We start from the raw sequence: 23,765 nt of genomic DNA, 5'->3' as shown, positions 1-23,765 counted from the left end.
AAAATCAAAACTTTATTCCCGGTTTTTGGTATCAATAATAATGGTTACAGGGCCATCGTTAAGGAGTGCGACTTTCATATCGGCACCAAACTGCCCGGTCTGTATTTTTTTACCCAGTTCCTGCTCCATCCGTGCTACGAATTCCTCATACATTGGAATGGCGAACTCTGGCCTTGCGGCTTTAATGTACGATGGGCGGTTGCCTTTTTTGGTCGCAGCATGCAGGGTGAACTGGCTTACCACGATGATATCGCCCCCAATATCCTGAATTGAAAGGTTCATTACGCCATCGGCATCGCCAAAAATGCGCAGCTTTACGATCTTGGCCGCGAGCCAGTCAATGTCTTCCTGTGTATCGGCATCTTCAATGCCCACCAGTATCAGTAACCCGGTATTTATCTCGGCTACTTTATTACCCGATATGGTTACCGAAGCATCAGTTACGCGTTGGATAACGGCCCTCATTATTCTTCCAAACCGTTATCATTGTTCTTCCCGTCGGCATAATGGTCAGTCCTGTAATGTTCGTCATCACCTTCCAGCATTTGCAGGTAGCTGCGGTAGCGTGACCAGGCGATCTCGTCATTTTCCAAGGCATCTTTTACGGCGCATTGAGGTTCTTCCTTATGAAGGCAATTGTTGAATTTGCATTGCTCTTTTAAAGCAAAGAATTCAGGAAAGTAATCACCGATCTCCTCCTTTTCCATATCTACGATGCCAAAGCCGCGTATGCCCGGGGTATCGATGATCTTGGCTCCAAGATCCAGGTCGAACATTTCGGCGAATGTAGTGGTATGCTGTCCCTGGCTGTGCTGCTCGCTTATCTGCTTTGTCTTCAGGTTAAGGCCGGGCTGCAGTGTGTTTACAAGAGTAGATTTACCCACGCCCGAATGGCCGGAGAACATGCTCACGTTATCAACCATTTCCTCCTTGAGCTTGTCGATGCCTTTGCCAGTTGTCGATGAAACGCGCAGGCACTTGTAACCGATTCTTTCATACACGAACTGCAGGTACAGCTGCTCATCGAGCATTGGGTCGTCAAACGTATCGATCTTATTGAATACAATTACAGCCTCAATGTCATAAGCCTTGGCAGTAACCAAAAAGCGGTCGATAAAGCTGGTCGTGGTTGGCGGATTGTTAATGGTAACGAGCAGGAACACCTTGTCAATGTTAGATGCAATGATATGGACTTGCTTAGACAGGTTTACCGACTTGCGCACTATGTAGTTCTTGCGTTCATGTATGTTCTTTATCACACCTGTAGTGGCATCAGAAGTCTCATCAAGGTCAAAGTCCACAATGTCGCCCACGGCAACGGGGTTCGTACTTTTAATGCCCTTAATGCGGAATTTCCCTTTAATGCGGCACTCATACACTTCGCCCTGCTCCGTTTTTACGGTATACCAGCTGCCTGTAGATTTATAAACCAGTCCTGTCATGGCGCAAAGATAAAGAATATGGCATTGGATGCACATTAAAAAATGCGTTCTGTCTTCGATGGATATTCTGAGGCTAAATGGCAGTGCGCTTAAAAAGCCTCTGTAAATTCCCGCAGCGAAATTGCCTTTAGCTTTTTACAGATGTCGGTATTGATCTCCTTGTAAAGGGAGTCAAGATTTTGGTTGATATTTTTACCAACAGGACAAGCGGGGTTGGGGTCGTTCTTGGAGAAGCCGAGATTGACTTCCTCAAAGGTCATTTTGAAAATGTCTTCGAGCGTAATGCCCGTAGCCTGCCCGGCAAGGCGCGTACCACCGTATTTACCCTCGCGGCATTCTACAATGCTGTACTTCTTGAGGTTGGCAATTTCCTTACGCACCAACACAGGGTTTATGTTCATGCTTCCTGCGATAAATTCGGATGAGAGGTAGTCTTCCGGGAATTTATACAGGAGCGTAAGGATGTGTAGCGTTATGGCAAATTTGCCTGAGATCATTGTCTATCAAAATAATGGACTAAAGTATAAAAGTTTTTTAAACAGCCATAATTTTTATACCAATTTTATTGCGGCATGGGACAGGCATGCGTAAATTTGCAGGAACCTAACCCTTAAGGGACTAAATGGACAGCATTATCCTGATATTTTTATGCCTTTTGGCCGGGGTGGCCCTTCGCCGCATGAAGATAGTTCTCCAGGGCGCGCACACGGTCCTCAACCAGTTCGTCATATACATATCGCTTCCCGGGCTTGCACTATATTACCTCCCTAAGATCGAAATAAGCAGTAAGTTATTACTACCGCTTGGTGTAGCATGGATAGGGTTTGGCCTCTCATGGCTATTTTTTGCCCTGTTGGGAAAATGGCTCGGCTGGCCCCCAAAGATCATCGGGTGCCTTGTGCTGACCGCCGGATTGGGTAACACAGCCTTCGTAGGTTTTCCTGTAATAGAAGCTCTTTTTGGAAAGCAGGGGCTCGAAACAGCCATTATTATCGACCAGCCCGGAACGTTTGTCGTAGTGTCTACACTGGGCATATTGGTAGCCGCTGCCTACTCCAAAGAGAACGCGGGTACATCGGGACTGTTGCGAAAGATCGCGCTATTCCCTCCGTTCGTAGCCTTTGCCATAGGGCTGTGCATGAACCTTGCAGGTTTTGACTTTCATGATATGGTGCAGCCCGTGTTCCAAAGGCTCGGCAGTACGGTAACGCCCGTAGCACTTGTGGCGGTAGGCATGCAATTGCAGATACAGCGCAAAAGCAGGCACTGGGGTTTTCTCTCACTGGGGCTTGCGTTCAAACTATTGCTAATGCCGCTGTTCTTGTTCCTGCTCTATAAACTGGCGCTTGGAGGTGAAGGGATGGTTATTGATGTGTGCATCATGGAAGCTGCCATGGCCCCCATGATCACTGCCGCCATATTGGCATCTACATATGGCCTAAAGCCAAAGCTGGCCGGAATGATGATAGGCGTAGGCATACCGCTTTCCTTTATCACGCTGGCATTTTGGTACTGGGTAATAAATACTTTTTAATTAAAATGATAAAAGAGAACGAATCGGTTATCCTTGATGATAACCACCAGCAAATAGTGCAAAGAACCGTATACTCGATACTCTTCTCGGTAGCCTTCGCACACCTGCTCAACGACCTGCTGCAGGCGGTGATTCCGGCAGCCTATCCCATACTCAAAGAAAAATATGACCTTAGCTTCGGACAGATAGGGCTCATTACGTTCTCCTACCAAATGGCAGCATCGATACTGCAGCCCTTCGTAGGCTTTTATACCGACAAAAAACCTAAACCTTACTCCAAGATATACGGCATGCTATTTACCCTTTCAGGGATCGTCATGCTGTCCTATGCCGCTTCATTCCCAATGATCCTGATCTCGGTGGTTTTGGTAGGCATTGGCTCATCCATATTCCATCCTGAGGCATCGCGGGTCTCTTACCTTGCATCTGGCGGCAAGCGCGGCCTGGCGCAGTCTATCTTCCAGATCGGGGGCAACTCGGGTACGGCCATAGCTCCGTTGCTCATAGCGTGGATCGTTGTGCCAAACGGACAGCGGTACATCATTTGGTTCGCGATCATTGCAGTGATCGCCATAACGGTCCTGTACAGGATAGGCCGCTGGTACCAAAGCCATCTGGACCTTAATGGTAAAAAGAAAGTTACCCTAGTCGACCTTCCCAACCTTACGCCAAGGCAGGTAACACTTTCAGTGATCATCTTGTTGGTACTCATCTTCTCCAAATATTTTTACTTTGCGGGAATTACCAGTTACTTTACGTTCTTCCTGATAGAGAAATTCCACCTTTCAGTACAGGATGCGCAGTTCCATCTTTTCCTGTTCCTGCTTTCGGTTGCGGCCGGTACACTGCTGGGCGGGCCGTTGGGCGACAGGTTCGGGCGTAAATATGTAATATGGTTCTCGGTACTCGGCGCGGCGCCATTCACGCTCATGATGCCGTATGCTAACCTGTTCTGGACAGGGGTGCTATCTGTCGTTATAGGTACGATCATCTCATCCGCATTCCCTGCCATACTGGTATATGCACAGGAATTGTTGCCAAAAAGGCTGGGTATGATCTCCGGCCTTTTTTATGGTTTCGCATTCGGCATGGGCGGCCTTGGTTCGGCAGTGCTTGGCTACGTGGCCGACCATACCAGCATCACCTACGTATACCATATATGTGCCTATCTCCCACTAATAGGGATCATAGCGTGGTTTTTACCCAATTTGAAGAAAGGGAAGAAGTAGGTTTTGCTGTAGTGATGATCAGCTATATGGTTAGACAACAATAAAATGGTTTTTTAAAACATAAAAAATAACTTACAGATTAACATTTATTTAACTTTTTTCACCATATTTGGAAATCGAAAATCTAACTATGTTGAATAGCAGTATCATGCGCAAAGGGAGGGCGCATGATAAGCATAAAAAGTAAATAAAAATGGCTTCGTACGGTTCTTCCTCTACAGCAAACAGTACTATTCTTTATGACACTGCCTTATTATTAGTCCGCATTACGGTGTCCTGCCTCATCATGACACACGGGCTTCAAAAACTCACTATGCTTTTGGCACCTGACACGGTACAATTCCCCGATCCAATAGGGATCGGTGTAGTGCCATCACTCATTTTAGCCATTTTTGCCGAAGTCGTTTGCTCGTTCCTGATCATCATTGGGGTTGCGACCCGGCTTTCCTGCATCCCGCTTATCGTTACCATGTTTATGGCCATATTTTATGTGCATGCTCCTGACCCGCTTGAAGCGAAAGAACTTCCTGTACTGTACCTGCTGGTTTTTGTAGTGTTCTTTGTAACCGGTGCGGGGAAATTCTCTGTTGATTTTTTAATCAGGAAGAATAAGAAATCTGTGAATTATTGATGCTTTTTTTACCACACAGGTACATAGTATTGCTTGGTGACAAAAGTTTAAGCAGAGAGGCACATGGAAAGAAGCTTTTCTTTTCCTTATGTGACATTATGACTCCTGAAATTTTTCAAAACTATGAATACTATGGATCTATGCGGTTGAAGTTTTTGATGGTATAGAAGTAAGCTGGGCAACCTTGCTAAACCAAAAATTATAGTACTTTTGAACCTGAAGTACCATAATTATGAACACCACTCTTTCCCCCGAAAACATCACCACCCTACAGCAGATCGTAGGACAACAGTACATTTTTACCGACGAAGAGACCCGCCGCCACTACGGCCATGACGAAACGGAAGACTATAATTTCCCGCCTGCTGTTGTCGTAAAGCCCGGCACGCCTGAAGAGGTTTCACAAATCATGAAACTGGCTAACGAATATAAGATCCCCGTAGTGCCTATAGGCGGCAGGACGGGCCTTAGCGGTGGTGCACTCAGCATACACGGCGGGATAGGGCTTTCGATGGAACGCTTCAATAAAATTGAGATCGATGAAAAGAACCTGCAGGCCACTGTAGAACCTGCTGTGATAACGCAGGCCTTTCGTGACGCGGCATTTGAAAAAGGGCTTTTTTACCCACCCGACCCCAGCAGCCAGGGGAGCTGTACTATTGGTGGTAACGTTGCAGAGAATGCAGGCGGTGCAAGGGCGCTCAAGTATGGCGTGACCAAAGATTATGTGCTCAACCTGCAAGTGGTTTTGCCCAATGGCGACATCATTTGGACGGGAGCGAATACACTCAAGAACTCCACAGGCTATAACCTAACCCAATTGATGGTGGGTAGCGAGGGTACGCTGGGTATCATTACCAAAATAGTAATGAAGCTGCTGCCGAAAAACAACCATAACATTCTCATGCTGGTGCCATTCTTTAGATCGGCGCAAGCGTGCGAGGCAGTCGCCGAAATATTCCGTGCCGGGATCGTTCCCAGCGCATTGGAATTCATGGAGCGCGATGCTATTGACTGGACACTGCGGTTCGTAGAAGATGTAAGCATCGATATTAAGGACGAGGTAGAAGCCCACCTGCTTATCGAAGTAGACGGCAACTATCCTGACGTGCTTTTCGCGGAAGCAGAAAAGATAATGGGCGTGCTGGAGCAATTTGACATTGACGAAATACTTTTTGCCGATACAGAAGACCAGAAAAATGCCCTCTGGAAAATGCGCCGTGCCGTGGGCGAAGCAGTAAAATCCAATTCAGTTTATAAGGAAGAAGATACCGTAGTGCCGCGTTACGAACTGCCAACACTGCTTGCCGGCATTAAGGAAGCGGGCAGGAAGTACGGTTTCAGGTCGGTGTGCTACGGCCACGCGGGCGACGGCAACCTGCATGTTAACATCATCAAAGGCGACATGACCGATGAGAATTGGAATACCGAAGTACCGAAGGGTATCCGGGAGATCTTTGAACTCACAGTATCATTAAAAGGGACGCTCTCAGGTGAGCACGGCATAGGCTATGTGCAGAAGAATTACATGGACATCGCATTCCCGCAGGGGCAGTTGCAAATGATGAAAGGGATCAAGCAACTCTTCGACCCTAATAACATACTCAACCCGGGAAAGATCCTGCCTGACAATCTGTAATAAAAATGCCGCTGTGATCGCAGCGGCATTTTAAATATATAAGAAGGTTTATTTAATCTTCCAGCACCATACGGGCCAGCTTGTCGGCCTTTTTCCTTGCAGAGTAAATGATATATTCGTTGTCCGATACTTCATAACTCACGCCCGGCCTTAAAACAAGCGCTTCTTTAACGGCCACTTCGGGGTCTTTGCGGGTAATGTTGCCATTTTTATCAAATATGAACAATGACGGTACCGCTTTGTTATAGTTGCCCATCGACTTGATCTCCTCAATATCGGTAATGCCTTTGTTCTTTACGTTGTCATTGATCATAATGCTCAGCTCGCCATTCTTATAGATCGGCAATGCACCAAGATATTCAGGGCCGCTGCCCATTTGCGCGATCGGAATGGAAATTGCGCCACCCACGGCAAAATTATTGCCAAAACCACCGGCCGCAAGTCCTACGAACATAGTAGTGATCGAAGCTGACTGCTCTTTTGGCACCACATTGCTCCATTCGTGCGTACCGTCTTTTGAAAGTGAAGTTACAATGATCTCATTTTTAGTATATGTGATCGGTGTTACACCTATACCCACTCCGCCAATGGCAAGTCCGCTAGGCTGCCCTACGTATACTGTCTGGTATTCCGACAGCATGATCATGCCGCCATCCTGCCTGCCGATTATGTGGATGATATTGTACAATGGCGGAACGTCCTTACCTTTTTTCGCCCTGCGCTCACCTATCAGTTTTACTTTGGTCTTGTGATCAAGCTCATTGAATTTAAGTGCCGTAGTCGTGTTCGACTTCAGGTCGACAGTAGCGGCATATACACCCTCAAGGTCGTTGTTTACCCTTCCGCTTTCTCGAACGCTAAGGTAAAAGCCCATAAGGTGCAGCTCGTTGCCCGACGGCACGATCTGGCAGTTGAGCGGATAACGCCCCTCTGAATTGATCGTGATCACCTCCTTGGCATAACCTTTAGCGCTCTTGTACGCGTGCACCTCAAACGTTTCAATGCGCTTTTTGCTTTTTTTGTCGCGGTAGCCTTCACTTACAACAACATAAATGTCGTCGTTAAGCCCTACCTGGAAATCAGGGATATTAAAGGTCACATCTTTTTTCTTGTCATCTTCAAATACTACTTTTTCAGTGGTATTGAAAATTGTCTTCAGGTTGTCGTCAAAGAACTTTATTTCATATTTTACCGCATCTTCTTTTTTAAGTTTTGTGGCATGCATCACCAACAGTCCTGCCTCATCCTGTGTGGTCCTGAAAAAGAAGCTGCCCATTTCCCTTTTTTTCTCAACAGGGACTTTAAACAATACTGTACCTTCAGCACCCAGCTTGCCTGCTTCCGAAAGCGGATTAGCAACAAGGCTATAGGCTTTTTCCTTACGGTTGTAAACACTTCCCAACACATACAGCTTGCCGTTGAGCAGATATACGTTCTCGAATTCTACCTCTTTATCTTTAAGGTCCGGAATTTTGATCGGACTTGAAGACAGCAGCTTCATGCTCTTTTGATCAAATATCTTCAGGAAATAATCATCCTTCTTTAAACCAACGCCGTAGATCTTGCCGTTGGCTTCTCCTAGTATTTCTACGAGGGTCTGTTTATCATCGGGGAGTTCTTCACCATAGGTGATGTTCACTTTTTCAAGTTTGTTTTGGGCATGTAGCGATCCAAGCCCCAATAGCAGGGCAGCCAAAACGATCTTTGCTTTCTTCATTGTGTGATAGTTGGTTAATGAGGTATTTTTCAGTACGCTATAGTACAAAAAGAAAATGAGGTAAAGAAAGCCGTAAATGTTAAAATTTAACTTTTTGTTAGGAATTTGAAGTATTAATTATTTTCTCCTGGTGTACGATACTTTCCTGGTGTATCGCACGGAAAAGCCGCAGGATAAATTCCTCGCTCAGGTTCTCTGCACTCCCTTCTTCTTTCATTTTTTCGAGCACCTGTTTCCAGCGTATATTTTGGAGCACAGCCACATTGTTCTCTTTTTTGAGGCCACCTATCTCATCGGCAATGCGCATACGTTTACCCAACAATTCAATGATCTTGGTATCAAGGTCATCTATCCTGAAACGCATTTCCCTAAGGTGGCCGTTGAACTCGTGGGAGTCATCTATGCGTTCCCTAACGATGAGGCTGTCCAGTATCTCTTTAAGCCTTACAGGCGTGACCTGCTGTGCGGCATCGCTCCAGGCTTTGTCAGGATCATTGTGGGTCTCGATCATAAGGCCGTCGTAGTTAAGGTCGAGTGCCTGCTGGGATACCTGTTGTATCATGTCGCGCCTGCCTGTTATGTGCGACGGGTCACAAATGATGGGCAGGTCGGGGAAACGCCCATGCAGTTCGATAGCCAATTGCCATTCGGGTATGTTGCGGTACTTTGTTTTTTCATAGGTGGAAAAACCACGGTGTATCACGCCCAACTTACGAATACCTGCATTGTACAGCCTCTCCACACCCCCAAGCCACAGGGCGAGGTCGGGGTTTACCGGGTTTTTGACCAGTACGATCTTGTCTGTCCCAACAAGGGCATCGGCAATTTCCTGTACTGCAAAAGGGTTTACTGTGGTACGTGCGCCTATCCACAGCACGTCGATATCGTGTTCCAAAGCCAGCTTTACGTGGGTAGCATTAGCTACTTCTACCGCCATGAGCAGTCCGGTCTCTGCTTTGGCCTTTTGCAGCCATTCCAGGCCAATTGCCCCAACACCCTCAAACCCACCCGGGCGGGTACGCGGCTTCCATATCCCGGCGCGGTAAATACTCACTTCCGAACCTTTCAGCTGTCTTGCTATGTCCAGCACCTGCTCCTCCGTCTCGGCACTGCACGGCCCTGCGATCACCAGGGGGCGTGAAAGCTTAAACTCATCCAGCCATTGGCGCAGGCTTTTGTCGTTTTCCATTTTCTCGATCATAGTACAAATTTAAGGGTTTTGGTGCAATAAAGGAGTCGAAAGTTGAAAGTTGAAAGTCGAAAGCATGGGAGCAGGCATCTGTGATCTGGAATTTGTGATCTGGAATTGCGATTTGGAATTTGGAATTGCTATTTTTGTTTCAAAATTAAAGGATATGTCTATCGAGGTAAAGGATATTTCAAAAAGCTATGGCGAGCAGAAAGCGCTCGATGCCGTTTCATTTACTGTCAATAAGGGAGAGATCGTGGGTTTCCTTGGTCCTAACGGTGCCGGAAAATCGACCCTGATGAAGATCCTTACCACCTATATCAATGCCGATGGAGGCACGGCGGCAGTAAATGGCAACGATGTGGCCGAACAGCAAAAGGCTGTACAGCGGTCGGTAGGCTACCTCCCTGAGCATAACCCGCTGTACCTTGACCTGTACGTAAGGGAATACCTTGCCTTTAATGCCGATGTATATAAAGTCAGCAGATCGCGTATCGACGAGGTCATCGCCCTTACCGGCCTTACTCCCGAAGCACATAAGAAGATAGGACAGCTTTCTAAAGGCTATCGCCAGCGTGTGGGCCTTGCCACGGCACTACTGCACGACCCGGAAGTACTGATACTCGACGAACCTACTACCGGCCTTGACCCTAACCAAATAGTGGAGATACGCGACCTGATCAGGAACATCGGCAAGGATAAAACGGTATTCCTCTCCACGCACATCATGCAGGAGGTGGAGGCGATATGCGACCGCGTGATCATCATCAATCACGGCAAGATCGTTACCGACAAGAAACTCAAAAATCTTGTAAGAGAAGATAAAAAAGGCCAGGTCATAGAAGTGGAATTTGACAAGGCCGTTACTACCGGCCTGCTCCAAACACTGCCCAACCTTGTGGCATCGAACAATACAAAAGACAATACCTGGGAACTTGCCTTTACTACTGAAGACGACATGCGCCCGGTGCTGTTCGACTTCGCGCAGGCGAACGGGCTCAAGACATTGCAGCTTTCGCTGAAGAATAAGAATTTAGAGACCGTGTTCAGGGAAATGACGAGGAAATAAGCCTCTCCCCAACCCCGCTCCAAAGGACAGGGAACGAGCTTTACTCATTCCCTAAAATCAGTACGATCATCATATGGACTCCCTTACCCAAATCGCCCTCGGAATTGCGACGGCCGAATTGTATGCCGGTGATAAATTGGGGCGCAGGACGTTCCTGTATGGGGCTGTTCTGGGTACACTTCCCGACCTTGACGTGGTGGTGGGAAAGTTATTCCTAGACCCGGTTAGCGGCGTTGCCATCCATCGCGGGCTGAGCCATTCACTTTTCCTTTTTATGGCTATCGCACCCCTGCTTGGAAGGGTTATTGCAAAGATCGAGAAAGGCAGGATCGGTTTATCGAATGCCTCTACATTGGCTTTTTGGTGCCTGCTTACGCACGTAATGCTCGATATGTTCACTTCCTGGGGTACACAGGTATTCTGGCCGCTCAATTACTTCATAGCCTTTAAAACCATCTTTGTAGTCGACCCGCTCTATACAGTACCGCTGCTCATCTGCCTTATCATCGCGTGGCGGAAGCGTGACTTTGCTTTACGCAAAAAGTACGTCCTGCGGGGTATCTATATCAGCTCGGCCTATCTGGCACTGACCTGCGGCATCAAGTTGTATGCCTTGCAACAATTCTCGAATGCGTTGGAACAGCAAAACATAAATTATAGCGGCCTCATTGTAAAGCCTGCCGCTTTCAACTGCATTTTGTGGAATGCCAATGTAGAGATCGAGGATGCCTACCTGCTTGGGGACTATTCCCTATTCGACAGTCAGCCTATCACTTTTAAGCGTTATGAAAAAAATAACGCACTTGCACAAGAACTTGCCCGCAACCGTGACTTCCAAACCCTGGAAGACGTTAGCGAAGGGTGGTACATCGTGACCAAAAACAACGGGCAATATTACTTCAACGACCTGCGTTTCGGCCTGCTGAATGACAACCCCGCACACCCGCAATTTGCCTTCAGCTATGTGTTTAAAGAGGAGAATGGTATATTGAAAGCCTACGAAGTGCCAAAACAAAAGCGGGATGGGAAGAAATTGATGGAGGGGATTTGGGAAAGGATCGGGGGGAATTAGTTTTTAGTCTGCCTGCAGGCAAAGACAGGTCGTATTTACAATTCAGGCACGCACTAAACTTCCGCCCCGAGTGAAGCTGCCCCTCTCTTTCGGAGAGGGGTTGGGGGAGAGGCCTACACATTAACCTGCACCACAAAACCCTCATACGACCGTACGTTAAACACTGTGCCATCCTCAAAGATGAGGTACTGCCCTTTGATGCCAACCAGCTTTCCACTGAATATCGGCGTAGTGGCAATGTTAAGGCTTTTTATCTTTTTAGGGTATTCAAGAACGGGATATTCCAGTGTATATAATTTCTCGGGAGTAGTGTCAAAATAGTCCTTTACTTCATCCGGCAGATGGGCACGGAACTGGTTGCGGTGCAGGATCAGGTCGATCGCGTTGATCTCATTGCACAGCATCTTTTTCCAGTTGATCTTATCGGAACAATGGCTTTTTAGTGCGACTTCGGTTATCCCGGCAAGGTATCGGTTGGGCACCTCGATAAACGGAATGGCCCATGATGCACCCTGGTCGATCCACCGTGTGGGGATCTGGTTCTTACGCGTTACGCCCACTTTAATGTCAGATGCCGCGGCAAGGTACACAACGTGGGGCTGCATCTGTACTTTTTTCTCGTAGTCCAGATCGCGGTCGGCAATATCCAGGTGCGCTGTGCTCAGTTCGGGGCGCATGATCCAGTCGCCCGCCGAGGGTATCGCATAAAAGCAGTCGTAGCAAAAGCCCATGCGGTAGATCTTCTTTTTCTTAGCGCAGTTAAGGCAGCTGTACCCCATGAAGTTGATCTCGACTTCCTTTCCCAATAACTGGTTCACGTTCAAAAAGCTATTTTCGAAAACCATATAATATTGTATGGGACTGCCTGGCTCGGTTTGCATTTTTGTGAGTACGCCTTCGTATTGCATGGAAAAATTTGGTATATTTAGGGCATAAAGATACTAAAATATGGCATTGCCGATCATCAATTCAATTGCTTCCTGGATACTCAAAAAACGTATCCACCAGATGGAATTGTTCATGAAATACCCCAATGAAGTGCAGGAAGAACTCCTGATGAACCTTATCCGCAACGCGGAAAACACGCTCATAGGAGTAAAATACGACTTTGCAAGCGCACGCAATTACAGGGCATTCGCCGAAAGGGTCCCCGTTTCCACCTACGAAGACCTTGAGCCACTGATCGAGCAGACCCGCAGGGGCGAGCAAAACGTTTTTTGGCCCACGCCGATAAAATGGTTCGCCAAGTCGAGCGGCACCACCAATGCCAAAAGCAAGTTCATCCCTGTGAGCAGCGAAGCGCTCGAGGACTGCCATTATAAAGCCGGGAAAGACCTGCTGTGCCTGTACCTTAACAACAATGAGGACTCACAGCTGTTTACCGGGAAAAGCCTTCGCCTTGGCGGAAGCAAACAACTGTATGCCGATAACAACACCTTTTTTGGCGACCTATCGGCCATCCTCATCGATAACATGCCGATATGGGCCGAGTTCAGCAGTACGCCAAGCAATAAGGTATCGCTTATGAGCGAGTGGGAAAGCAAACTGGCAGCCATAGTGCAGGAAACCATACACGAGAATGTAACCAGCTTTGCGGGCGTGCCCTCGTGGATGATGGTGTTGCTGAACCGCATACTCGAAGAGACCGGAAAGGGCAACCTGCTGGAGATATGGCCCAACCTGGAAGTGTATTTTCACGGAGGGGTGAGTTTTGAGCCCTACCGCGAACAGTACAAAAAGATATTGCCGAAAAGTGATTTTCAATTCTACGAAATATACAATGCCTCCGAAGGCTTTTTTGCGATACAGGATACCAATGACAGCAACGAACTCCTGCTGATGCTGGACTACGGCATTTTTTACGAATTCATCCCTATGGATACTTTCGGGACACCGAACCAAAGGGTCATCCGCCTGGCCGATGTGGAGCTGAACAAGAACTACGCTATCGTCATTACGACCAATGCGGGTCTATGGCGCTACATGATAGGCGACACTGTACGCTTCACTTCCCTTGATCCTTATCGCATAAAGGTAACAGGCCGTACAAAGCACCATATCAATGTGTTTGGCGAGGAACTCATGGTAGAGAATACCGATACCGCTATTGCCAAAGCCTGTGCCATTACCGGGCTGGAAGTAATTGACTATACCGTCGCCCCAGTGTTCATGCAGGGGCGCGAGAAAGGCGCGCACGAGTGGATCATCGAGTTCAGGCACGCGCCTGAAGACCCTGAGCATTTCCGCAAGACACTCGACGAAACACTGCAAACCCTCAACTCCGACTACGAAGCCAAGCGCTACAACAACATGACCCTGAACCCGCTTGTTCTAAACGTGGCACGGCCAAAACTGTTCTACGACTGGCTCAAGGAACAAGACAAGCTGGGCGGGCAGCATAAGATACCGAGGCTTTCCAACGAGCGCCATTACCTGGAGCAGCTGAAGGCAATGCAACTGGACGGACTAATGGCTTAACTTTATGTTTATGAAGACAATACGTAATTTCACACTGTTACTACTACTCATAAATAGTGCTGTATCCTTAGCACAAGCGAAAATTTCGGCAACAAAGATCAATGCAAAGCAACTGCCTCCCGGTATCGAATATGAAGGAAAGTTGAAGTCCGGCTACCGTTGGAGCGATTCAAAGGGCGATAATATTGCTTTTATCTGTGAGACCGGCGAATACCGGAACCCTAAACTCCAACATGATGGTGATGACGGCATTGACGCGGAATTGTTCGCGTACCACTTTATAATGAAAGATGGTAAACCTTCACTGTCCTGGAAATTATATGATCTTGTTTCCGACTGCCCCTTAGACCTTACCGCTTCTTTTGACGACTTTCGCATCAGCGACATTGACAAGAACGGCATAGCAGAAGTTTGGATGGTTTATAAAACCGCATGCCGTGGCGATGTAAGCCCTGCCGAAATGAAGCTGATCATGTATGAGAATGGAAAGAAATATGCGATGCGGGGAACGGAAAAGATATTACAGGGAGTAGATGAAAATGGCAATAAAAGCTATGATGGCGGCGAATACAAATTTGACCCCGCTTTTATGAAAGCTCCTGCGGAAGTGCGTACGTACGCCAAAAAGCTGTGGAATAATTTTATGGATGCGTCCGGGCCGGAAGATAAAAAACTTTAACACAAACATTTACAGTAATTTACACTTTGGCATTACCTTTGCAAATAGTATGTTAAACCGAAATGATATAATGAAAAGGAAAACGCTCTTAACACTTGCCGCTGCCGGATTAGTATTATTAACCTCCTGTGGGCCGCAGGTACACCGCTACGGCTGCAGCCGTCGCCGTTGCATCGTAGAGAACGAAATTAAAGACAAGACACCACTGCCCACCGCCGGGCAGATAGCCAAAAAAGTAAAAGCCACCGTATAAGGGTGGCTTTTTTGTTTTTCCTACAGTAGAGACGCAGTGCCTGCGTCTCACGTGCTGTACAATTGTATTATAGGGCACGTATTACGCGAGACGCATGCAATGCGTCTCTACAATATCGTTCTACGACGCGGTTTTCAATCGCTTCAGCAGCGTGCGGTTAAGGTGGTGCTCCACATACTCACGGTCAATGTGCAGCTCCTTATCATCCGACCCCGGCAGTTCATACATGGCTTCGGTAAGGATAGCCTCACAAAGCGAACGCAATCCCCTGGCACCAAGCTTATACTCCAATGCTTTTTCAACAATGTAATCCAACGCATCGTCTTCTACGGTCAGCGCCACATCGTCCATGGCAAATAGTTTCTGGTACTGCTTTACCAGAGCGTTCTTAGGTTCGGTAAGTATGGCACGCAGCGTTTCCCTGTCCAGCGGATCCATGTGCGTAAGTACCGGCATACGCCCGATGATCTCAGGGATAAGCCCGAAGTCCTTCACGTCTTTAGGTATAATATACTGCAGCAGATTATCCTTATCGATGTTATCCGTGTTCTTAGAACTGCTGTAGCCCACTGCCTGGCGGCCCAGCCTTTTAGATATGATGCGTTCGATACCATCAAAGGCACCACCGGCAATAAATAATATATTCTGCGTGTTGACCTCTATGAATTTCTGGTCCGGGTGCTTCCTCCCACCTTTCGGCGGAACGTTCACCACAGTGCCCTCCAATAGCTTCAGCATAGCCTGCTGTACGCCCTCACCCGATACGTCACGGGTTATGGATGGATTATCACCCTTGCGCGCGATCTTGTCGATCTCGTCGATGAAAACAATGCCACGCTCAGCTTTCTTCACATCATAATCGGCGGCCTGCAAAAGGCGTGTCAGGATGCTTTCTACGTCCTCGCCCACATAGCCTGCTTCGGTCAAAACCGTAGCATCAACGATCGTAAGCGGCACGTTCAGCATGCGCGCAATGGTTTTTGCTACCAGCGTTTTACCTGTGCCGGTCTGCCCCACCATAAGGATGTTGCTCTTCTCGATCTCTACGTCGTCGTCGCCCTGTTGCTGCATCAGCCTTTTGTAGTGGTTATATACCGCTACTGACATTACCTTTTTCGTCTGGTCCTGCCCTATCACATATTGGTCAAGGAAGGCCCTTATCTCTTTCGGTTTTTTCAACTCCAGTTCGGCGGCCATTGCGGTCGACCCGCTTTGGCGCAATTCTTCGATCACAATGCCATGCGCCTGCTCAATGCAGCGGTCGCAAATGTGCGCGCTTATACCTGCTATGAGCAGGCTGGTTTCCGGCTTCTTCCTGCCGCAAAAGGAACATTCTAATACTTCTTTAGCCATCTGTTTATTTGCTTATACAACCTAAGACGCATTTTTAACGCCTTAGGTTGCGATAAGCTGAAATTTTTATATTTATTCCCTGATCAAAACCTCATCTACCATCCCGTACTCTTTAGCTTCCGGGGCTTTCATCCAGTAATCCCTTTCGCTGTCCTTGTGTACCTTATCAAAGGTCTGGCCCGAATGTTTTGCGATTATCTGGTACAGCTCATCTTTCAGCTTCAACATTTCACGAAGGTTGATCTCCATGTCTGTAGCCACGCCCTGCGCGCCGCCCGACGGCTGGTGGATCATTACCCTTGAATGCGGCAATGCCGAACGCTTGCCTGCTGCGCCTGCACAAAGCAATACAGCACCCATAGATGCCGCCATACCCGTACATATCGTAGCCACATCGGGCTTGATGTACTGCATGGTATCATACATTCCAAGGCCCGCGTATACGCTGCCGCCCGGCGAGTTGATATAGATCTGGATGTCCTTGGAAGCATCTGTGCTCTCCAGGAACAACAATTGTGCCTGTACGATGTTAGCTACCTGGTCATCGATACCGGTGCCAAGGAAGATGATCCTGTCCATCATAAGGCGTGAAAACACGTCGATCTGCGCAACGTTCATCTGGCGCTCCTCCATGATGTAGGGCGTAAGGTTCGTTGGGTTCATCGGCGTCACGCGGCCGATCATCTTGTCAAAATATAAGTTATTCACACCGTGGTGCTTCGTGGCATATTTCCTGAATTCTTTACCGTGATCCATAGTTTGTGTAATAATTTTTTTAGTTTATTAAATGAAACGAAAAAACGTCAGGCACATTATGGCCTGACGTTCAAAGATACTCATTTTTTACGAGAATTATTCCCCGTACATTTCTTTAATGAAGTTCTCATAAGTAACTTCCTTAGTCTCATATTTTACGTTCTCTTTAAAGAGGTTCAGCAATTTCTCGCTCATTACCTGCTCAGAAAGGCGTTTCACTTCATCTTTGTTAGAAAGCACCCTTGCCACGATACCGTCTACATCAGCATCTGTAGGGTTAAGCTGCCCGAATTGTGCCATTTGCTTTTTGATCACCTCAGCAGTGTACGCTTTAAGGTCTTCGAAAGAAAGCTGCAGGTTGTTCGAGGTCATTACCTTGCCTTCGATAAGCTGGTAGCGAAGGCCGTTCTCCGACTTTTTGAACTCTTCCTCTGCCTGCTCCGGGGTAAGCGGGTTCTCTCCTGCGGTCTGAAGCCATTTTACAAGGAATTCATTCGGAAGGTCGAATTTCGTATTGGCGATAAGTGACTCAGTAACGTCATTAAGGAATTTCTGGTCCGCCTGCTGTGCGAATTGCTGCTCGGCATCTTCCTTGATCTTTGCCTTAAGCTCTTCTACTGACGAAACATTGCCTTCACCAAAAAGTTTGTCGAAAAGCTCCTGGTTCAGTTCTGTTTTCTCATGCGTGTTGATCTCCTCGATCGTAAAGTTCACCTCAACATCAAGGCCATGTACGTCGTCATGGCTAACCGCAAGGTGATCCATAAGTTTGTGGTCGTCATCAAAAAGGCCTTTAGTACCTATGGTAACTATATCGCCTACTTTTTTACCGATGAATTTCTTAGCCGTTTTCTTATCTTTAAATATCTCCGTCGTGATCGTTGTACTGTTGTTGATGCCTTTTTCTTCGTTAGTAAAAGTACCTACAATGTCGTCGCCTTCCTCAACCGTATCTTTAGATACCAGTTTGCCATATTGCTTCTGGATGCGCTCTACCTGCTCATCAAGCATTTTGTCATCGGCAATGATGTTATATTTTACAATGCTGTTCTTAGCGCCAAGATCTACAGAGAACTCAGGGGCAAGGCCAAGCTCGAACTCAAAAGAGAAATCGTCGGCATCCCAGTTAAAGTCTTCCGTCACTTTCGGAAGCGGGTTGCCAAGTATGTCAAGTTTCTCCTTAGCAAGGTAATCGTTAAGGGATGATTGAAGCAGTTTATTCACTTCGTCAAGAAGCACGGCTTTGCCATATTGCTTCTGGATAAGGCTCATAGGCACAGCGCCTTTCCTAAATCCGGGGATAGAAGCGTTCTTCCTGTGATCTGCAAGTACTTTATCTACTTTTTGCCTGTAGTCGTCTTTCGTAACCGATACGGTAATTACCGCATTCAATGCATCTTTATTCTCTCTTGTAATATTCATTCTACTATGTGTTTATACCTTCAAATATTGGGTTGCAAAATTATTGTTTTTTTACAACCTGCACAACTTTTTAAGGCATTGTATCACAAGTGCATGAAAATATTATCCGGGAGAGATCTACGACCGCTTCTCCTCCTTCGTCATGCCCGACACCAGCGACTGGCAGAGCGAAAGCACCACACTGAAAAGCAGTGCCGCCCAAAAACCGTCAACCCTAAATCCTGGCACAAGCTCGGCACACAGCAGTATGATGACAGCGTTGATCACCAGCAGGAAAAGACCCAGTGTAAAAATGGTAGCCGGAAGCGTAAACAGCACCAGCAGCGGCTTTACGAACATATTCAGCAGACCCAGAACTAACGCCACCAAAAGGGCAGTCATAAAGTTAGGCACAAAGATACCCGGCAGCAAATGCGCCAATATCAGTACAAAAACAGTGGTAAAGAATATATTGATGAGTGCTTTCATTACTGTAAAGAATTACTGTAAAAATACGAAAACCCCTGTAAAGTCAATGAGTTTTCATAAAAATATACCGGAAAGCCCAAAGGCTTTTCATGCCTACGCCTATTTTTTCTTTTTCTTCTTATCCAATTTCTTGCTGGCTACTTTGGCGACAGGCTTCGGCAGGACTGTCTGCACCAATCCCTCCTGCACGAATTTCCATATGTAGTTAAAAACCGATTTGTCCTTGTTCCGGTCTACACCTATATGGACTTCCTTCAGGCCGTCCTTCGTGTCGTTCTTCACCAATAAATTACCGATAGCCGTTACCAGCTTTTTCTCTTTCTTCAGGTCGTCCTTGTCGTGTATGGTCACTTTCAGATCGTCGTAGTTGATGGCAAAGTCACCCTCGGCACGGTTGCGGTTCCCGTTCATGGTAAAATATACTTCATTGAGGCTACCGGTGGTCGAAACATTCATCAGCGGCTTCGATACGGGATTTACCTCTTCACTGCGGATGTCTTTCAAACGCCCGACAATGGTGAACGAATCGCTCGCATCCTGCGAATTGAACGACCAGTTGACGGTAAGGGGCGTGGATTTCATGAACAGGCACTGCACATCGATAGTGGTTTTGGGCAGTTTGCCCTTGCGCACAGGACTGTAAATATTCGATACCGTTGCGTAGAATTTAGAAAAGGAGACCTTTGCGGGCGGACGCTCAAAATTCAGCTGTTCCTCATATACGATGGTAGAATTTTTAAAGAGCAGTTTTTCCACTTTCAGATCGAATTTCAGCTCGCGCAGCATCTGGCTGTATAGCTTCTTTATGGTGGGATCATCCTTTGGCACCTTGCTGCGGTATAAATTGGCATTCACTTTTTCAAACACAACTTCGGGCGAATGCACGTACATCGTATCGTTCACAAAACCCCAGTCGGCTTTCGGTATGCTTATACTTTCTGCCACGATGGCAAACTGGTCTTTCTCCTTTGGCTGCATTTGGGTGAATTGCACACGGTTTTGTTTCGGTATCATTTTAAAATTCTTCACGGCAATGGTACTATCCGACGATGTGAACTTATCGGCCGAAAGGTTATAAAATCCGTCAACCCTGTAAAAAAGGCTGTCGCACGCAAAGTTGTAATCACGATAACGCACAGGGATATTCTTCTCTACGGTATTGCTGTCGATACGGATATTGTTCAGCTCGAAGTTGATCTTATTGGCGCTTAATATCTTCCCTTTCAGCGAATCAAGCAATTGGAATTTACCATTGCGTATCTCAAGGCTCCCTGTGCGAATGGCATTCTTAAAGGGCTTGATATCATCATTGGTATTGTATTTTTTCGGGCGGGGATACAGGGTAACTTCCGGCTCATCAATAATCACTTTATCTACGGTGATCCGGTCGTTCGTCAGCAAATCCAATATCCCGAAGTTTACCACCCTTATGGCTTTCACTTCCGCGAAAGCGCCCTGCTGCAACGATACGCCCACACTGTCCTTGGGCGCAATAAAGGCATTGTGCATGGTAAAGCTCCCGCCAAGGATGTCAACATCCAGGTCTTTGTAGCTGACGTTGTAAGGTATACCCTTTTCAGCACTGATGATGGAAGGTAGTTTCTTCTCTATATACCATCCCAGTCCGTAACCACCTAATATGATAAGGAGGAGCAGAATAAGCATTCCAACGGCAATTTTCTTTAAGACCTTCATTTCGTTTAGATTATGATGTAATGTACTACAGATCGTCCTGATGCGGAAATCATTTAAGTTTTAATTAATATTTGAGAGTATTTATGTGATTTAGGACACTTTTAACGAAATCTCAAAAAACTACACGTATTTTTTGAAGATAATATTATTATGAATGCATAATATTTTTACCGGAATATTGTATAATTCATATTTTATCTTAAATTTGATATAAGATTAATAACGAGAAACTAACACTTATTTGCAACTATGAGAAAACTATTATCCTTAACAATGATGGCCCTTGCTACATCTGCCTTTGCGGGCGGATACCGCGTGAGCCTTCAGGGACAGCAGCAGCTGGGTATGGGCCATACAGGTGTAGCTGTTACCAACAGTGCCGAGGTATTGTTCTTTAACCCTGCCGGTGCGGTATTCCTTAAAGACCGCTTCAACATTTCGGTAGGTGCCAACGCGCTTTTTGCCCGTACAAAGTTCCAGAATGAAACCTACAACTGGAAGGATTCTACCGAGAATACAGGTACGCCTTTCAGCCTATACGCCTCTTACAAAGCGATGGACTGGCTGGCACTGGGCCTTGCGGTATACTCGCCATACGGTTCTGCCGTTGAGTGGGACCAGGACTGGGCAGGTTCGCACCTTGTTAATAACATTGACCTAAAAGCCATTTACATACAGCCGATCGCATCGATAAGGCTTACCGAAAAATTCAGTATCGGTGGTGGCCCTATATTCGTTACCGGCGGTGTGGAGTTCAACAGGAACCTTACCCGCAGCCTTACCGATGAGGAAGGGAACAGGTCGGATGTTACCCTTGATGCCCAGAACGTAACAGCATGGGGATGGAGCGCAGGCTTCATGTTCAACCCGGTTGACAATGTAAGGCTGGGGCTTAACTACCGCTCTGAGATCACCATGGAAGCTCGTGACGGCGATGCTACTTTTAACGACCTGCCTGCTTTCGCACAGGGTATTTATACCAATACGACCTTTAATGCCGACCTGCCGCTGCCTGCTGAGATCACTGCAGGTATCTCATGGCAGATCAACGATAAGTGGCTTGTTGCATTCGATTACAACAGGGCATTCTGGAACGTTTACGAATCACTTACTGTAGACTTCGCTAATCCCGGCATCGCTACATCGGTTAACCCAAGGAACTATAAAGATGCCAGCACCTTCAGGTTCGGTACGCAATTCAAGCCAAATGATAAGTTGATCCTGCGCGCGGGTATTTACCACGATGAGAGCCCTGTTCGCAAAGGTTATTTTGCCCCTGAGACGCCAAGGAACGACTCTATGGGCTACACAGGAGGACTTACCTACATGATCAATGCTAATTTTGGTATCGACGTGTCATTCCTTTACCTGCATTTCGACCAGGTGGACGCTTCTTACGACCACTACAACGAAGATGGCAACCCGAACGTATCTTTCGGAGGCACTTACAAGAACGTTGTGTTCTCTCCGGGCGTTGGCTTAAACTATAGATTCTAATAAAAAATCAAATGAAAAATAAAGTAATATACTTAGCGATACTCGCGGCAGGCTTTGCCTCATGCGAACCGGAATTTGAGAACGAACTGAGCAACGGCAATTACAGCGCCGGCGATGCCGATTTCAGCAGCTATGTGGCTATTGGCAACTCGCTTACTTCAGGCTACATGGACGGAACCGTTTCCAGGGTTGGGCAGTCCTACTCGTTTCCTAACATCCTTGCGCAGCAGTTCGCACTGGTTGGCGGCGGCGAATTCACGCAGCCATCATATGCGGAAGACACGAATAACCTGGGCGGCATAAGCGGGATCCCGGGATTCCCTACAAGGCTTGTCATCGATGCATCAGCCGGAGGGCCGGAGCCGATAGCAGGTATGTCGACCGTATCACTTACACCACAGGCATCGGCCTTTAATAACATGGGGGTGCCGGGAGCGAAAACATTCCACCTCCTTGCCGCCGGTTATGGTAACCCAGCAGGGCTTGCCCAAAACCCGCCGATGGCGAACCCATACTATGTAAGGATGGCTACATCTACTACATCTACCGTATTAGGTGATGCCATGATGAAGAACCCGACATTCTTTACCAACTGGATAGGCAATAACGACGTACTGGGCTATGCTACAGGCGGTGGCGTAGGTACGACCGCCGGCCTTGGTGGTGGCGACATTACACCGGTCCCTGTGTTTGACCAGTCGTACAACATGATCATCAATACACTTACATCGGGCGGGGCAAAAGGCGTTGTAGCAACCATCCCGAACGTTACAGCTATCCCGTTCTTTACTACAGTGCCTTACAATCCTCTTACCGCATCAGCAATAGGTGGTGGCAACGAGGCGAACGGTACCGCGCTTATCAACCAGCTGAACACCTCCCTTATCGGGCCGGTAAAGCAGGTGCTAACGGCTTTTGGCCAGGGTAACAGGCTGCAGCTGCTTTCGACTACCGAAGCCAATCCGCTGCTTATAAAAGATGAGACGCTTACCAACATGCAGCCGCAGCTTACCGGTGCGCTTACCGCTGCCGGTGTTCCGGCACAGCAGGCAGCACTTATCGGGATGATCTTCGGCCAGGCACGCCACGCTACATCGCAGGACCTTGTGCTGCTTACTACAAGGAGCGTTATCGGTACAGCGCCAAGCAGCCCGCTGGCGATCGACCCGCTAAACAAATATGGCGTTACTTACCCACTTGATGACCAGCATGTGCTTATTGCTTCCGAAGTTGCCGATGTAACAGCCGCGACGACCACGTTCAATAACATAATCAGGACCGCAGCACAGGCGAAAGGCCTGGGCGTGGTAGACATGAATGCTATCATGAACCAGTTGGTATCAGGGCTTCGTGTAGAGGATGGCTCGATATATACTGCCAATTACTTCAGCACGGCTACGCTAAGCACTGTAATGTTCTCGCTTGACGGCATCCACCCTAATGCCCGCGGTTATGCTCTTATTGCCAACGAGGTGATAAAAGTGATCAACTCGCATTACAATGCCAAGCTGCCATTTGTAAGCGCAGGAAGTTATCCTGGCGCTACGGTTCTGCCATCTAACTAATGGTTTTACACTTTATATAAATGAGAAAGCGCTCCGAGAGGGGCGCTTTTTTTATTACATTCGTGTCAAATGATAAT

22 protein-coding genes are annotated in these 23,765 nt (G+C 47.3%); 11 read left to right on the top strand and 11 right to left on the bottom strand.

The annotated features are described in order from the left end of the window. Window positions 1-12: 12 nt before the first annotated feature. The 3 genes from dtd to ACT6R0_RS06885 form a co-directional block, all read right to left on the bottom strand. The gene (gene dtd, locus ACT6R0_RS06895) at window positions 13-465 is read right to left on the bottom strand and encodes a D-aminoacyl-tRNA deacylase (RefSeq protein ID WP_444653107.1); all 453 of its coding nucleotides are present in this window, start codon (window positions 463-465) and stop codon (window positions 13-15) included. After that, window positions 465-1,442 carry a ribosome small subunit-dependent GTPase A gene (rsgA, locus tag ACT6R0_RS06890; RefSeq protein WP_444653108.1) on the bottom strand — a complete coding sequence of 326 codons (978 nt, stop codon included), beginning with the start codon at window positions 1,440-1,442 and terminating at the stop codon, window positions 465-467. The genes dtd and rsgA overlap by 1 nt, the downstream gene beginning before the upstream one ends. Before the next feature lie 89 nt (window positions 1,443-1,531). Next, window positions 1,532-1,939 carry an Rrf2 family transcriptional regulator gene (locus tag ACT6R0_RS06885; protein WP_444653109.1) on the bottom strand — a complete coding sequence of 136 codons (408 nt, stop codon included), beginning with the start codon at window positions 1,937-1,939 and terminating at the stop codon, window positions 1,532-1,534. Between the two features lie 125 nt (window positions 1,940-2,064). On the opposite strand from ACT6R0_RS06885, the gene ACT6R0_RS06880 reads away from it, so the two are divergent. From ACT6R0_RS06880 to ACT6R0_RS06865, 4 genes are all read left to right on the top strand, one after another. Continuing rightward, entirely contained in the window at window positions 2,065-2,976 is a 912-nt protein-coding gene (locus tag ACT6R0_RS06880; protein WP_444653110.1) for an AEC family transporter, read from the top strand. Between the two features lie 5 nt (window positions 2,977-2,981). After that, a complete protein-coding gene (locus ACT6R0_RS06875; protein ID WP_444653111.1) occupies window positions 2,982-4,205 on the top strand; it encodes an MFS transporter in 1,224 nt (407 codons plus the stop codon). A 193-nt stretch (window positions 4,206-4,398) separates the two neighbouring features. Next, on the top strand, window positions 4,399-4,836 hold the full coding sequence (locus ACT6R0_RS06870) for a DoxX family protein (protein ID WP_444653112.1): 438 nt from the start codon (window positions 4,399-4,401) through the stop codon (window positions 4,834-4,836). Between the two features lie 232 nt (window positions 4,837-5,068). Next, complete coding sequence (locus tag ACT6R0_RS06865; protein ID WP_444653113.1) at window positions 5,069-6,475, top strand: FAD-binding oxidoreductase; 1,407 nt, start codon at window positions 5,069-5,071, stop codon at window positions 6,473-6,475. 52 nt (window positions 6,476-6,527) lie between these two features. Here ACT6R0_RS06865 and ACT6R0_RS06860 read toward each other — a convergent pair whose 3' ends face one another. Together ACT6R0_RS06860 and ACT6R0_RS06855 are read right to left on the bottom strand one after the other, a co-directional pair. Further along, complete coding sequence (locus ACT6R0_RS06860) at window positions 6,528-8,192, bottom strand: hypothetical protein (protein ID WP_444653114.1); 1,665 nt, start codon at window positions 8,190-8,192, stop codon at window positions 6,528-6,530. A gap of 97 nt (window positions 8,193-8,289) precedes the next feature. After that, window positions 8,290-9,381 (bottom strand): chorismate mutase, encoded by a 1,092-nt coding sequence (locus ACT6R0_RS06855; RefSeq protein ID WP_444653193.1) that lies wholly within the window; start codon window positions 9,379-9,381, stop codon window positions 8,290-8,292. A 166-nt stretch (window positions 9,382-9,547) separates the two neighbouring features. Between ACT6R0_RS06855 and gldA the strand changes: the two genes are divergently transcribed. Then, window positions 9,548-10,450, top strand: a complete 903-nt coding sequence (gldA, locus tag ACT6R0_RS06850; RefSeq protein ID WP_444653115.1) for a gliding motility-associated ABC transporter ATP-binding subunit GldA — start codon at window positions 9,548-9,550, stop codon at window positions 10,448-10,450. 73 nt (window positions 10,451-10,523) lie between these two features. After that, window positions 10,524-11,522 carry a metal-dependent hydrolase gene (locus ACT6R0_RS06845; protein WP_444653117.1) on the top strand — a complete coding sequence of 333 codons (999 nt, stop codon included), beginning with the start codon at window positions 10,524-10,526 and terminating at the stop codon, window positions 11,520-11,522. 113 nt (window positions 11,523-11,635) lie between these two features. Here ACT6R0_RS06845 and ACT6R0_RS06840 read toward each other — a convergent pair whose 3' ends face one another. Continuing rightward, window positions 11,636-12,430 carry a DUF2797 domain-containing protein gene (locus ACT6R0_RS06840; RefSeq protein ID WP_444653119.1) on the bottom strand — a complete coding sequence of 265 codons (795 nt, stop codon included), beginning with the start codon at window positions 12,428-12,430 and terminating at the stop codon, window positions 11,636-11,638. A 40-nt stretch (window positions 12,431-12,470) separates the two neighbouring features. Here ACT6R0_RS06840 and ACT6R0_RS06835 point away from each other — a divergent pair, with 40 nt between their 5' ends. The 3 genes from ACT6R0_RS06835 to ACT6R0_RS06825 all read left to right on the top strand — a co-directional run bounded on the left by ACT6R0_RS06835 (window position 12,471) and on the right by ACT6R0_RS06825 (window position 14,932). Further along, the gene (locus tag ACT6R0_RS06835; RefSeq protein ID WP_444653121.1) at window positions 12,471-14,000 is read left to right on the top strand and encodes a GH3 auxin-responsive promoter family protein; all 1,530 of its coding nucleotides are present in this window, start codon (window positions 12,471-12,473) and stop codon (window positions 13,998-14,000) included. A 10-nt stretch (window positions 14,001-14,010) separates the two neighbouring features. Then, entirely contained in the window at window positions 14,011-14,679 is a 669-nt protein-coding gene (locus tag ACT6R0_RS06830; RefSeq protein ID WP_444653122.1) for a M949_RS01915 family surface polysaccharide biosynthesis protein, read from the top strand. 70 nt (window positions 14,680-14,749) lie between these two features. Next, complete coding sequence (locus tag ACT6R0_RS06825) at window positions 14,750-14,932, top strand: hypothetical protein (RefSeq protein WP_444653124.1); 183 nt, start codon at window positions 14,750-14,752, stop codon at window positions 14,930-14,932. Between the two features lie 120 nt (window positions 14,933-15,052). Here ACT6R0_RS06825 and clpX read toward each other — a convergent pair whose 3' ends face one another. The 5 genes from clpX to ACT6R0_RS06800 form a co-directional block, all read right to left on the bottom strand. Continuing rightward, a complete protein-coding gene (clpX, locus tag ACT6R0_RS06820) occupies window positions 15,053-16,285 on the bottom strand; it encodes an ATP-dependent Clp protease ATP-binding subunit ClpX (protein ID WP_444653125.1) in 1,233 nt (410 codons plus the stop codon). A 72-nt stretch (window positions 16,286-16,357) separates the two neighbouring features. After that, the gene (gene clpP / locus ACT6R0_RS06815; protein ID WP_444653126.1) at window positions 16,358-17,041 is read right to left on the bottom strand and encodes an ATP-dependent Clp endopeptidase proteolytic subunit ClpP; all 684 of its coding nucleotides are present in this window, start codon (window positions 17,039-17,041) and stop codon (window positions 16,358-16,360) included. Window positions 17,042-17,137: 96 nt separating this feature from the next. Beyond that, window positions 17,138-18,463 (bottom strand): trigger factor, encoded by a 1,326-nt coding sequence (gene tig, locus ACT6R0_RS06810; protein WP_444653128.1) that lies wholly within the window; start codon window positions 18,461-18,463, stop codon window positions 17,138-17,140. 117 nt (window positions 18,464-18,580) lie between these two features. Further along, complete coding sequence (locus ACT6R0_RS06805) at window positions 18,581-18,931, bottom strand: phage holin family protein (protein ID WP_444653130.1); 351 nt, start codon at window positions 18,929-18,931, stop codon at window positions 18,581-18,583. Between the two features lie 99 nt (window positions 18,932-19,030). Further along, a complete protein-coding gene (locus ACT6R0_RS06800; RefSeq protein ID WP_444653132.1) occupies window positions 19,031-20,626 on the bottom strand; it encodes a hypothetical protein in 1,596 nt (531 codons plus the stop codon). A gap of 249 nt (window positions 20,627-20,875) precedes the next feature. On the opposite strand from ACT6R0_RS06800, the gene ACT6R0_RS06795 reads away from it, so the two are divergent. Together ACT6R0_RS06795 and ACT6R0_RS06790 are read left to right on the top strand one after the other, a co-directional pair. Continuing rightward, window positions 20,876-22,123 (top strand): OmpP1/FadL family transporter, encoded by a 1,248-nt coding sequence (locus ACT6R0_RS06795; protein WP_444653133.1) that lies wholly within the window; start codon window positions 20,876-20,878, stop codon window positions 22,121-22,123. 11 nt (window positions 22,124-22,134) lie between these two features. Beyond that, window positions 22,135-23,688, top strand: a complete 1,554-nt coding sequence (locus ACT6R0_RS06790; protein ID WP_444653135.1) for an SGNH/GDSL hydrolase family protein — start codon at window positions 22,135-22,137, stop codon at window positions 23,686-23,688. Window positions 23,689-23,765 lie beyond the last annotated feature (77 nt).

The organism is Flavobacterium sp. (assembly GCF_052437795.1).
In the GTDB taxonomy this organism is placed as follows: domain Bacteria; phylum Bacteroidota; class Bacteroidia; order Flavobacteriales; family Flavobacteriaceae; genus Flavobacterium.
Note: the sequence above shows the minus strand (reverse complement) of the source record. Positions and strands in the feature narration are given on the sequence as shown.

Coding starts and splice junctions, on each gene's coding strand:
- dtd (WP_444653107.1), bottom strand. CDS start 465: ATGAGGGCCGTTATCCAACGCGTAACTGATGCTTCGGTAACCATATCG.
- rsgA (WP_444653108.1), bottom strand. CDS start 1,442: ATGACAGGACTGGTTTATAAATCTACAGGCAGCTGGTATACCGTAAAA.
- ACT6R0_RS06885 (WP_444653109.1), bottom strand. CDS start 1,939: ATGATCTCAGGCAAATTTGCCATAACGCTACACATCCTTACGCTCCTG.
- ACT6R0_RS06880 (WP_444653110.1), top strand. CDS start 2,065: ATGGACAGCATTATCCTGATATTTTTATGCCTTTTGGCCGGGGTGGCC.
- ACT6R0_RS06875 (WP_444653111.1), top strand. CDS start 2,982: ATGATAAAAGAGAACGAATCGGTTATCCTTGATGATAACCACCAGCAA.
- ACT6R0_RS06870 (WP_444653112.1), top strand. CDS start 4,399: ATGGCTTCGTACGGTTCTTCCTCTACAGCAAACAGTACTATTCTTTAT.
- ACT6R0_RS06865 (WP_444653113.1), top strand. CDS start 5,069: ATGAACACCACTCTTTCCCCCGAAAACATCACCACCCTACAGCAGATC.
- ACT6R0_RS06860 (WP_444653114.1), bottom strand. CDS start 8,192: ATGAAGAAAGCAAAGATCGTTTTGGCTGCCCTGCTATTGGGGCTTGGA.
- ACT6R0_RS06855 (WP_444653193.1), bottom strand. CDS start 9,381: ATGGAAAACGACAAAAGCCTGCGCCAATGGCTGGATGAGTTTAAGCTT.
- gldA (WP_444653115.1), top strand. CDS start 9,548: ATGTCTATCGAGGTAAAGGATATTTCAAAAAGCTATGGCGAGCAGAAA.
- ACT6R0_RS06845 (WP_444653117.1), top strand. CDS start 10,524: ATGGACTCCCTTACCCAAATCGCCCTCGGAATTGCGACGGCCGAATTG.
- ACT6R0_RS06840 (WP_444653119.1), bottom strand. CDS start 12,430: ATGCAATACGAAGGCGTACTCACAAAAATGCAAACCGAGCCAGGCAGT.
- ACT6R0_RS06835 (WP_444653121.1), top strand. CDS start 12,471: ATGGCATTGCCGATCATCAATTCAATTGCTTCCTGGATACTCAAAAAA.
- ACT6R0_RS06830 (WP_444653122.1), top strand. CDS start 14,011: ATGAAGACAATACGTAATTTCACACTGTTACTACTACTCATAAATAGT.
- ACT6R0_RS06825 (WP_444653124.1), top strand. CDS start 14,750: ATGAAAAGGAAAACGCTCTTAACACTTGCCGCTGCCGGATTAGTATTA.
- clpX (WP_444653125.1), bottom strand. CDS start 16,285: ATGGCTAAAGAAGTATTAGAATGTTCCTTTTGCGGCAGGAAGAAGCCG.
- clpP (WP_444653126.1), bottom strand. CDS start 17,041: ATGGATCACGGTAAAGAATTCAGGAAATATGCCACGAAGCACCACGGT.
- tig (WP_444653128.1), bottom strand. CDS start 18,463: ATGAATATTACAAGAGAGAATAAAGATGCATTGAATGCGGTAATTACC.
- ACT6R0_RS06805 (WP_444653130.1), bottom strand. CDS start 18,931: ATGAAAGCACTCATCAATATATTCTTTACCACTGTTTTTGTACTGATA.
- ACT6R0_RS06800 (WP_444653132.1), bottom strand. CDS start 20,626: ATGAAGGTCTTAAAGAAAATTGCCGTTGGAATGCTTATTCTGCTCCTC.
- ACT6R0_RS06795 (WP_444653133.1), top strand. CDS start 20,876: ATGAGAAAACTATTATCCTTAACAATGATGGCCCTTGCTACATCTGCC.
- ACT6R0_RS06790 (WP_444653135.1), top strand. CDS start 22,135: ATGAAAAATAAAGTAATATACTTAGCGATACTCGCGGCAGGCTTTGCC.